This window comes from Reyranella sp. (assembly GCF_017305915.1).
GTDB lineage: Bacteria > Pseudomonadota > Alphaproteobacteria > Reyranellales > Reyranellaceae > Reyranella.
Map to the genome: position 1 here is coordinate 52,369 of NZ_JAFKJN010000009.1, position 10,687 is coordinate 63,055.

General features: G+C 67.2%; 6 protein-coding genes and 1 pseudogene. 3 read left to right on the forward strand and 4 right to left on the reverse strand.

The window, feature by feature from the left end; genetic code table 11:
• Window positions 1–69 precede the first annotated feature (69 nt).
• Both J0J01_RS06620 and J0J01_RS06625 read right to left on the reverse strand, forming a co-directional pair.
• Window positions 70–3,225, reverse strand: a complete 3,156-nt coding sequence (locus J0J01_RS06620; RefSeq protein ID WP_296379449.1) for a multidrug efflux RND transporter permease subunit — start codon at window positions 3,223–3,225, stop codon at window positions 70–72.
• 9 nt (window positions 3,226–3,234) lie between these two features.
• Entirely contained in the window at window positions 3,235–4,431 is a 1,197-nt protein-coding gene (locus J0J01_RS06625) for an efflux RND transporter periplasmic adaptor subunit (protein WP_296379450.1), read from the reverse strand.
• A 134-nt stretch (window positions 4,432–4,565) separates the two neighbouring features.
• Between J0J01_RS06625 and J0J01_RS06630 the strand changes: the two are divergent.
• Window positions 4,566–4,649, forward strand: a pseudogene (locus J0J01_RS06630) (2Fe-2S iron-sulfur cluster-binding protein); the annotation flags it as partial.
• Between the two features lie 39 nt (window positions 4,650–4,688).
• Here the strand turns inward: J0J01_RS06630 and J0J01_RS06635 are convergent.
• Window positions 4,689–5,735 carry a hypothetical protein gene (locus J0J01_RS06635; RefSeq protein WP_296379451.1) on the reverse strand — a complete coding sequence of 349 codons (1,047 nt, stop codon included), beginning with the start codon at window positions 5,733–5,735 and terminating at the stop codon, window positions 4,689–4,691.
• A 111-nt stretch (window positions 5,736–5,846) separates the two neighbouring features.
• A complete protein-coding gene (locus tag J0J01_RS06640) occupies window positions 5,847–8,441 on the reverse strand; it encodes an MMPL family transporter (protein ID WP_296379452.1) in 2,595 nt (864 codons plus the stop codon).
• A gap of 146 nt (window positions 8,442–8,587) precedes the next feature.
• Here J0J01_RS06640 and J0J01_RS06645 point away from each other — a divergent pair, with 146 nt between their 5' ends.
• Together J0J01_RS06645 and ispH are read left to right on the forward strand one after the other, a co-directional pair.
• Complete coding sequence (locus J0J01_RS06645; RefSeq protein ID WP_296379453.1) at window positions 8,588–9,490, forward strand: hypothetical protein; 903 nt, start codon at window positions 8,588–8,590, stop codon at window positions 9,488–9,490.
• Window positions 9,491–9,728: 238 nt separating this feature from the next.
• The gene (gene ispH / locus J0J01_RS06650) at window positions 9,729–10,682 is read left to right on the forward strand and encodes a 4-hydroxy-3-methylbut-2-enyl diphosphate reductase (protein ID WP_296379454.1); all 954 of its coding nucleotides are present in this window, start codon (window positions 9,729–9,731) and stop codon (window positions 10,680–10,682) included.
• The last annotated feature ends 5 nt before the right edge of the window (window positions 10,683–10,687 follow it).

Below are 10,687 nucleotides of genomic sequence, written 5' to 3' on the forward strand. Positions count from 1 at the left end.
AGTCCGTGAATGGCGGGCGTTGTCGGCCTTCATCACGGGCATGAAGGGTGCCCGCCCGCCCCGCGCCCCTCAGGGCGCCGGGCGGGGTTCGGCGGCCGGCTCGGGCTTGGCCGGTTCGCGTTTGGGCGCGAAGCGCTCGCGCAGGCCCTGGAACACGACGTACAGCATCGGCGTCAGGAAGATCCCGAACGCCGCCGCCCCGATCAAGCCGCCGAACACCGGCGTGCCGATGGCGCGGCGGCTGAGCGTGCTGGGGCCGACCGCGATCACCAGCGGCAGCAGGCCGAGGATGAAGGCGAAGCTGGTCATCATCACCGGCCGGAAGCGCAGCCGCGCGCCGTCGATCGCCGATTCGACGATCGACTTGCCGGCGTGGCGCTGCTGCACCGCGAACTCGACGATCAGGATGCTGTTCTTGGCGGCCAGCGCCACCAGCACGACCAGGCCGATCTGGGCGTAGATGTCGAACGCCAGGCCCGCCACCAGGGTGGCGGTGATCGCGCCCAGCAGGCCGACCACGACGGACAGCAGCACCGGCAGCGGGATGTTCCAGCTTTCGTACAGCGCCACCAGGAAGAGGTAGGCGAACAGCACCGCAAGTCCGAGCACGATGCCGGCCTTGCCGCCGGCGATCTTTTCCTGCAGGGCCGTGCCCGTCCATTCGTAGCCGTAGCCGAGCGGCAGGGTCGTTGCCGACAGACGCTCCATGGCGGCGATCGCCTCGCCCGAGCTGAAGCCGGGCTTGGGGCCGCCGTTGATGATGGCCCCGCGCGAGCCGTTGTAGCGGATCACCGCCTGCGGCCCCTGCACCAGCCGCGCCTGGGCGAAGGCGCGGATCGGCACCATTGAGCCCGAGCCGGTGCGGACATAGACGCGGTAGATGTCCTCGATCGCGTCACGGAAGCCCGCATCGGCCTGGATGTTCACCTGCCAGGTACGGCCGAAAAGGTTGAAGTCGTCGATGTAGAAGCCGCCCAGGGTCGACTGCAGGGCATTGAAGATGTCGCTGATCTTGACGCCCAGCACCTGCGCCTTGTCGCGATCGATGTCGAGATGGATCTGCGGCGTCTCGGCGGCGTAGGTGCTGAACACGCCGGCGAGCTCGGGTTGCCCGTTGGCCGCGACCTGCAGCGAACGCATGACCGCGGCCAGATCGGTCGGCGACTGGCCCTGCAGTGCCTTCAGCACGTACTGGAAGCCGCCGGCGTTGCCGAGGCCGAAGATCGGCGGCAGGTTGAACGGAAAGACGATAGCGCCCTGGACGGCTGCCAGTTGCGGCCGCAACCTGGCGATCACCGCGTCGACGCTCTGCGACGGGTCGGCCCGCTGGTCGTAGGGCTTCATGCGGACGACGAAGAAGGCCTGGTTGGGGGCGGCCACGTAGTCGATGAAGTTCAGCCCGACCACCGACAGCACGCCCTGCACCCCGGGGATCGGTTTGATCATGTCCTCGACCTGGGCGACGATCGTCTCGGTGCGGTTGAGCGAGGCGCCTTCCGGCAGGCGCAGCGCGGCGAAGAAGCCGCCCTGGTCCTCCGACGGCAGGAAGCCCTGCGGCGTCATCCTGTAGACGCCGAACGCCCCCGCGGCGACCAGCAGCACGATGAGGATCCCCGCCACCGACCAGCGGACCAGGCGGCGGACGACGGCGGCATAGCCGTCGCGGGTCTTGTCGATGGCGCCCAGCACGTAGCGCATGATGCCGCGCTTGCCGTCGCCGCGCTTCAGCAGCACCGAGCATAGCGCGGGCGAGAGCGTCAGCGCGTTGATCGCCGAGATCACCATCGAGGTCGAGACGGCGACCGCGAACTGGCGGAACAGCTGGCCGCTCAGGCCGGGAATGAACGCCACCGGCACGAACACCGACAGCAGGACCAGGGTGATGGCGATCACCGGCCCGGTGATCTCCGCCATCGCGAGCTTGGTGGCCTCCGGGATCGAGAGGTCGGGCCGCTCCTCGATCACGCGCTCGACGTTCTCGATGACCACGATCGCGTCGTCGACCACGATGCCGATGGCGACCACCAGGGCGAGCAGCGACACGGTATTCGCCGTGTAGCCCATCGCCAGCATCACCGCGAAGGTGCCGACGATCGACACCGGCACCGCGACCAGCGGGATCAGCGTCGTGCGCAGGCGTCCGAGGAACAGGAACACCACGATCGCAACCAGGACGAAGGCGATGACCAGCGTGTGGGCGACCTCGGTCACCGTGGCGGTCACGAACACCGTGTTGTCCCACAGCAGGTCGTAGGAGACGTCGTCGGGGAAGGCCTTCTTCAGGTCCTCCATCGTCTGGCGCACCTGGTTCGCGACGTCGACCGCATTGGCGCCGGGCGACTGGTAGATGCCGATGGCGGCCGTGGGAACGCCGTTGAAGCGGCTGTAGCGCTCCTGCGTCTTGGCGCCCATGTCGACCCGCGCCACGTCCTTGACGCGAACGATCGAGCCGTCGCGGTTGGCGCGCACGATGATGTTCTCGAACTCCTTGGGATCGGTCAGCCGGCCCTCGGTGTTGATGGTGAGCTGCAGCTGCTGGTTCTTCGGCGGCGGCGCCGAGCCGATGCGGCCGAGGGCCGCCTGCAGGTTCTGGCTCTGGATCGCGTTCACCACGTCGGCCGGCGTCAGGTTGAAGTTGGTGAGCTTGTCGGGGTCGACCCAGACGCGCAGCGAATAGTCGAGCGGCCCGAACAGGATCGCCTGGCCGACGCCGCGGATGCGCGCCAGCGGGTCGACCACGTTGATGGTGGCGTAGTTGCTGAGAAAGAGCGCGTCGCGGCTGTGCTTGGGCGAGTTGATGGTGACGATCTGCAGCAGCGCCGCCGACTTCTTTCGGATCACCAGTCCCTGGCGCTGCACCTCGACCGGCAGTTGCGGCGTGGAAAGCTGGGCGCGGTTCTGCACGTTCACGGTGTCGATGTCGGGATCGGTGCCCAGCGCGAAGGTGACGGTGAGCGTGTAGCTGCCGTCGGCGCCGCTCGCCGACTGGTAGTAGAGGGCGTTGTCGACGCCGTTGATCTGCTGCTCGATCGGCTGGGCCACGGTGCGCTCGACCGTCTCGGCGTCGGCGCCCGGGTAGAGCGTGGTGAGCGACACCTGCGGTGGCACGATGTCGGGAAACTGCGCCACCGGGATCGCGGCGATCGCCAGCAGGCCCGCCAGCGTGATCACGATCGAGACGACGAAGGCCAGCCGCGGCCGGTCGATGAAGATGTCGGAGATCATGGCTGCCTCCTAGCGATTGCTCGACGCCGGAGCGGCCGGTGCGAGGACGGTCTCCTGCACGACGATGCCGGCGCGGACCTTCTGGATGCCGTCGACGATCACCTTGTCGCCCTCGTTGATGCCCGAGGTGACGACGATGTCGGTGCCGCTGTTCGGCCCGGTCTGCAGCTGGCGCCGCTCGACCTTGTGCTGGCTGTCGACGACCAGCGCGTAGAAGCCCGACTGGTCGACCTGCAGGGCGGCCTGCGGCACGACCAGCCGCGGCTGCTCGGCGCGCTCGCGGATGATGGCGGTGACGAACTGCCCGTCGACCAGCGTACGCTCGGGATTGGGCATGGTGGCGCGCATGATCAGGCTGTCGGTCGTCTCGTCGACCTGCGGATCGGTCAAGTTCCAGGTGCCGCGCAGCGGGTATTCCGAGCCGTTGGCGAGGCGTACGCGGATGTCGATCTTGGTGAGGCCGCCGCCTTCCTGGCGGCGCGCTTCGCGGATCGTCTCGAGGTCCTTCATGCTGACCGGGAACAGGACGTAGATCGGGTCCTGGCTGACGATGGTCGCCAGCACGCCGCTCGCCGGGTTCACGAGGTTGCCCTGCGTGTACATGGTGCGGCCGATGCGGCCGTCGATCGGGCTCTTGATGTCGGTGTAGTCGAGGTTGGCCTGCGCCTGGATCACGGCGGCACGCGTCTGCTTGACCTTGCCGGCCGCCGAATCGAGATCGGCCTTGGCCTTGTCGAGCACCGACTGCGGCGTGTACTGCCGCTTCACCAGGTCGACCTGGCGGCTGTAGTCCAGCTTGGCATTGGTCTCCGTGGCGTCGGCGATCAGCAGATTGCCTTCGGCCTGGCTGAGCGCCGATTGGAACTGCACCTTCTCGATCTGATAGAGCAGGTCGCCCGCCTTGACGTCCTGGCCTTCGGTGAACAGCACCTTGTCGAGGAAGCCCTCGATGCGCGCCCGCACCTCGACCTTGTTCACCGCCTTGATGCGGCCGGCGAACTCGAACGAGCGGGTGACGCCGCGCTGGGTGACCAGGCGGACGCCGACCGCCGGTGGCGGCGCCATCGTGGCGTTGGCGGCGGGCTTGCTTGTCGCCCCCAGGGTGAACCAGGCCACGCCGCCCAGCACGACGATGCCAGCGACGACGATGCCGGAGATCATGAGCCAGCGGGGGCGGGCGCGCGGCGATGGGGATGCGTAGGACATCGTTCGTCTCCTCGTGCCCTTAAATTGCGGTGGCGCAGGTCAGCGTCGACGATGCGACACCACGATATCTTGTCATGCATCCGTGAACAAACTTGCCTTCATCACACCGTGACCGCCCTGCCGACCGACAATCCAAGCCGACCGACGCCTACATCGACGATGCGATGTCGGGCAACGTCTGCCGCTGCGGCACCTGTCCGCGCATCCGCGCCGCCATCGCAGAATTCGTCGTCTTCCGCGCCTGGCTATCGCCCTCGTCAATAGTCGCCGAGGGCGCTCCTCACCTCCTCGAACAGCAGGCGATTGCCGAGCTCGCTGAAATGCACGTCGCCGCGGATGAAATACTTGGGCACCGCCACGGCGGCGGGTTCGCGGAAGAACGGGGCAAAGCCGTCGATGAAGCGGACACCGCGCGCGGCCGCCCACTGCCGCCAGTGGGTGACCTGGATGCTGTTGCGGTCGCCTGCCGCGACGTTGTCCGGCCAGGGATAGACGACGACCGTGAGGGCGCACTTCCACTCCCGGCAGAGGCCCGCGATCTTGTTCATGTTGGCATCGGCCAGCGCCAGCCCGCGGCGGCCCCATTCCTCCATGGCCTCGGGATCCAGCGACCAGGCCGCGCGCTCGCGTCCGAAGGAGCCCGCGGTGCTGAACGGCGAGGCGAGGTACAGGTCGTAGGTCAGCCTGAAGGTCGCGAAATTGCCGAGCAGGAACTGGCCGATATCGAACCAGTGACGCGTCGGCGCCATGGTGACCGTGCCGTCGTCCTTGACGCGATAGACGTTGGCCTCGTCGTCGATGTCGGAAAGATCGATGAAGACGTAGACCTCGGCGGGTGTGATGCCCAGCCGCTCGGCGGCTGAACGGAGTTTGCGATAGTAGATCAGCGGGCTGTACGACGTGACGCCGAGATTCCACACCGCCCGGCCGTGCTTCCCGGCGTAGCACGCCATGTGGCCGACGAAGCTGTTCTCGTAGCTCGTGCCGATGCCCTCGGTGAACGAATCGCCGATCACGAAGATGGCCGGCCAGCTCTTCTGGCCCTCGCCGGGCGCGCACTGCCCGGTCCTGAAGCCGTAGCGATCGGTCTGAAAGGGATAGACGATGTCGCCCCAGGCGCGCTCCGACGAGACGTTGGGGGCGAGGTCGTGATGCCAGGGCACCGAGATGTAGGAGCGCGTGTAGGCCGTCGCCGAGTCCGACCAATTCCGCTTCAGGTCCGAGAACACCGTGGCCAGCAGGAGGTAGTCGAGAGCCAGCGTGATCAGCAGAACGGCGAAGACCTGCCGGACTACGCGCGCCACCACTCTCATGCGAAGTCTACCTTAGACCGCATGGGTTGCAGGCTGGCAAAGATCACGCGGGACTGCATGTGCAAAATCCTGGCGCATACCGTCGCAACGGCGCGCCGCTGCTCACTGTGTGAAGGACGGCGGCCGCGCGAGCAGCGCCGGGCGGACCAGCAAGGTGACCAGCAGTTCCCAGCCGAGCGAGATCATCAGCAGCCGGCCCATGCTGGCGGTGCCGGGATGGCTCGACAGCCACAGCGCGCCGAACGCCGTGGCGGTCGTGAGCGCGCTGAAGACCACGGCGCGCATCAGGCTCGACTGCAGCATCGCCGTCTCGCCGGCGCGCCAGGCCAGGACGAAGTAGATGTTGAAGGCCACGCCGACGCCGAACAGCAGCGGCAGGGCGATGATGTTGGCGAAATTCAGCGGCAGGTCCAGCGCCGCACAGGTGGCGAAGGTCAACAGGCCGCTCAGCAGCACCGGGATCAGCGTCAAGATGACGTCGCGCGCCCGTCGCAGCGCCAGCACGAGGATCACCGTGATCGAGACCAGCGAATAGACGCCGGCCTCCAGGAACGCGCGGACCACGCTGTTGCCCGAGGCTCGGGTGTCGATCGGCGAGCCGGTCGCATCGGGCGCGACGCTTTGCACGGCCAGGGCAAAGCGGCGCAGGGACGCTTCGTCCTGGCCGCCGCGCGGCAGGACCTGGATGCGGACCCGGCCGTCCTTGGCGACCCAGTCGGCGACCAGTTGGCGCGGCAGGTTTTCGGGCGTGATCGGCTGGGCTTTGAGCATCGCCCGGACCTGATCGAGCAGGACCTTCAGCGGCGTGTCCACGGCCGACGCTGCCGCGGCGCGGGCTTCAGGCGCTGCGCCCCGCAATTTTTCCAGGGCATCGGCGAGACGGCGGGCAGCGATCGCACCGCTGTTGTTCACCTCGTCCGTCCCCTGCCGCAACGCCGTCGCGGTTGCGGACAAGGCCTCCTGCACCTCCGCATCCGACGGCGGTGCGCGCGGCGGCACGGCGAGAACCGGCTCTAAGCGCTTGGCGACGTCGCCGATCAGCGCCAGCTTCTCCGGCTGCTCGGTTGGAACGAAGGTCGAGAGCGTCACCGTCCTGGAAACCTCGGGCAGGGCCGCGAGCCGCGGCACCAGGCGCTTTGCGTCGTCCAGCGAAGGCGCGAGCACGCTGATCGCGTTGGGCGTCCATTCCGGATCGTCGGCCAGCGCGTCGAGCGTCGTCATCGACTCGACGGTGCGGCTCTTGAGGTTGAGCGGATCGAAGTCGAAGCGCAGCCACGGCAGCAGGGCCAGGGAGCCCACCGCCGCCGCGACCGCCACGCCGAGGACGGCGCGGCGGCGCCGCTGGATGAAGGTGTCGACGGGCGCCAGCATCGGAAAGCCGACCTCGGCCATGCCCGTGCCGGACGGGCGCAGCACCATCAGCAGTGCCGGCAGCAGGACGATCGTCAGCACGAAGGCCACGACCATGCCGAGGCCCGCGATCGCGCCGAGCTCGGCCACGCCGACATAGGTCGTCGGCAGGAAGGAAAAGAAGCCGACGCTGATCGCCGCCGCGGAAAGGGCCAGCGCCGGCCCGACGCCGCCGGCGGCGGCAATCAACGCGCCGGCAAGCTTCGGATGGGTGAGCCGCTCGGCACGGCTGCGCACGCTGTACTGGATGTTGAAGTCGACGCCGAGGCCGACGAAGAGCGGGATGAAGGCGACCGAGATCAGGTTGAAGCGGCCGATCACGAGCAGGCCGATGGCGGCGGTGATCACCAGGCCGATGAAGGTGGTCAGCAGCATGGCGATGACGGTGCGGGCCGAATGCACCGACAGCCACAGGATGACCAGCAACGCCGTGACCATGCCGCCCATCAGCGTGTCGGCGTCCGAGGCCAGCGAGCCGAACTCCTCGTCCGCCAGCGGCACCTGGCCGGTGAGGCGCACGGTGACGCCATGTGCCGGATCGAGGCCCAGCGAGCGGGCCGTCTCGCGAATGACGGCGCTTGCCGCGGCGCCCGGTTGCAATTCGGCGAATTGCAGGACGGGCTGAACCAGGATGACCTGTCGGGTGTCCGCGAGGTCGGTGGCGGTGCCCATCAGGAATCGTCGCCACGACAGGAAGGCGGGCTGTCCGGCGGCGACCTTTTCGAAGGTCTCTGCCAGCGCCGTCATCGTGGGCTCGAGGTCGGCGAGCTTCACTTGCCCGTACTTCACGCCCTGCAGGCCGCCGGACAGCGTGGCGAGCACGCCCCGGAGGCTCGGATCGGCCGCCAGCGCCGCCAGCATCGGCTGCGCGCGCGCGAGGCCTTCGGTCCTCGCGCGAACCTCTGCCAGCGGCGGCAGCAACAGTCCGTTCTGCGCGAAGAACGGGCCACCCTGCGGCTGCTCCACGCTCTTGAACAGATGCGGCTTGGCCCTCAACGCCTCGGTCAGGCGCGCGGCGGCGCGATCGGCCAGTTCCGGCGTCTTGCCGTCGACCACGACCATGGTCAGGCCCCCGAGCTGCGGGAAAGCCGCCTGGAAGTCGAGGACGCGTTGCCGCCAATCGATCCTGGGCGAGATCAGCTCTTCGGTATTGGCCGTCATGGTAAAATGCCGCGCGGCGTAAACCCCGGCGACGGCCGTCAGCAGGGCGGCGACGAGCACGACGATTGCCGGACGACGGGTGCTGACGGCAACGATACGGCCGATCAGCGGGATAGGGGTGGACAAGAAGAGCCTCGAGAGGGGATGCGATGGGGCTGGGTTGAGCCAAGTCCGTGCACCGGACCTGTCAAGAGTCGTTGACGGCGGTTCCGTGCATGGACAAGACCAAACCGGCGGCTTTCAATGGCAGCAGCGAAGCAAGGTGAGTTAGCATGAAAATTGGCTCGCAAGAACATCGCGATGCGTTCTGCGCGCACTTCATGCAGACTTACATCGACTATGATCCCAAGACGTTGCCCTGGCCGGAGCTGGATGCGGACGGGCTGCGCCGCCTGCAGGCCGTGCCGTTCTGGGAGGAGGTCTTCTATACCGAGCGCCGTGCCGGCGCGATCGTCGCTGCCTTCACCGAAACCGTCAGCGATCCCGTCCTCAAGGAGGCGCTGGCCTTGCAGGGCGAGGAGGAGACGCGGCATGCCAACCTGATCCGGGTGATGATCGACCGCTACGGCCTCGATGCGCCGGAGCGGCCGATGGAGAATCTCGGCTCGGACATCGAGACACGCTTCAAGGACTTCGGCTTCGGCGAATGCCTCGATTCATTCCTGGGCTTCGGCCTGTTCAAGATCGCGTGGCAGGCCGAGTTCCTGCCGCGTGAGCTGCTGAAGATCTTCGAGACGCTGATGTTCGAGGAGACGCGCCATATCGTCTTCTTCATCAATTGGATGGCCTATACGGAAGCGCGGCGCGGCTGGCTCGCCCGCACGGTCTCGCCGTTGACCAGCCTGCACTACTATCTGCGGGCCCTGAATCGCATGGCGGGCCTGGCGCACCGCGGCAAGCAGTTGAATGACGGCAAGAACTTCGCCGCCACGCAGGTCGGCATGTTCCTGGACGGTTTCAACTTCCGGCGCTTCCTCGAAGATTGCTACGCCGAGAATCGCCGCCGCATGAGCGTGTTCGAGCCGGAGTTGCTGCGGCCGAGCTTCCTGCCGCAGCTCGCGGAAGTGGCCCTCAAGGCGCTGCGCCTGTGGAGCGTGCGTGCCGAGGTCGAGCCCAACACCGTCTCGTTGCCGCCCCTGCGCGGCGCCCGCATCCGGGAGAAGACCGACTTCTAGCCGCGCCTGCTTTTTGTGCGCTTTGTATGCCAAATGCGCATACCGTCCCGTCACCCCGAGGCTTGTATCTGAAGCAGCGGTATCGGAATATTTGGTATTGGTAGGGCGAGGCCTGATCCAGGACCTCGCGCGGCCCGAAGACCATGGGTAATTGGCAGATCTGCAATTGCGACTCTGGGAAAAGCATCCCATCTAGTCGTAGTTCGACCACGACAGCCCATCTAAGGAGTCGATCTGGATGCGGGTTCTTCTGGCTCAACCTCGGGGCTTTTGCGCGGGCGTCGTGCGGGCAATCGATATCGTCAACCGGTCGCTCGAGAAGTTCGGGCCGCCGGTCTATGTGCGTCACGAGATTGTCCACAACCGGCATGTGGTTGAAACGCTCGAGCGCAAGGGCGCGGTGTTCGTCGAGAACCTCGAGGAGATTCCGGACGGGGCGGTGACGATCTTCAGCGCCCACGGCGTGGCGCAGTCGATCATCGACGAGGCCAAGGGTCGCGGCCTGCCGGTGCTCGACGCGACCTGTCCGTTGGTTACCAAGGTGCATATCCAGGGCAAGCGCTATGTCGCGCGCGGCCGGACCCTGATCCTGATCGGCCATGCCGGCCATCCCGAAGTCGAGGGCACGATCGGGCAGGTCGGCGGGCCGGTTCACCTCGTCTCCACGATCGAGGACGTGGTGCGTCTCGACATTCCCAACGATGCGCCGGTGGCCTACGTCACTCAGACCACGCTCAGCGTCGACGATACCCGCGGCGTCATCGCGTCGCTGCAGGCGCGGTTCAGCGATCTGCAGGGCCCGGATGTCGCGGACATCTGCTATGCCACGCAGCATCGCCAGTCGGGCGTGCGGCAGTTGTGCGACATGGTCGAACTGCTGCTGGTTGTGGGCAGCCAGAATAGCTCCAACTCCAACCGCCTGCGCGAGATCGGTGTGGAGCGCGGCATTCCGAGCTACCTGATAGCCGACGGCAGCGTGCTCGATCCGGCATGGCTCGAGGGCGTGAAGACCGTGGGCCTGACGGCCGGCGCCTCGGCGCCCGAAGAGCTGGTGCTCGACGTCATCGAGGCGCTGCGCCGGCACGGCCCGGTCGAGGTCGAGGAAATGGACGGCGTGCGCGAGACGCTCGAGTTCCGGTTGCCCCGGGAGCTGCGCGAGCCTGCCGATGAAGCTTTGGTGACGGACCGGTAAGGAGC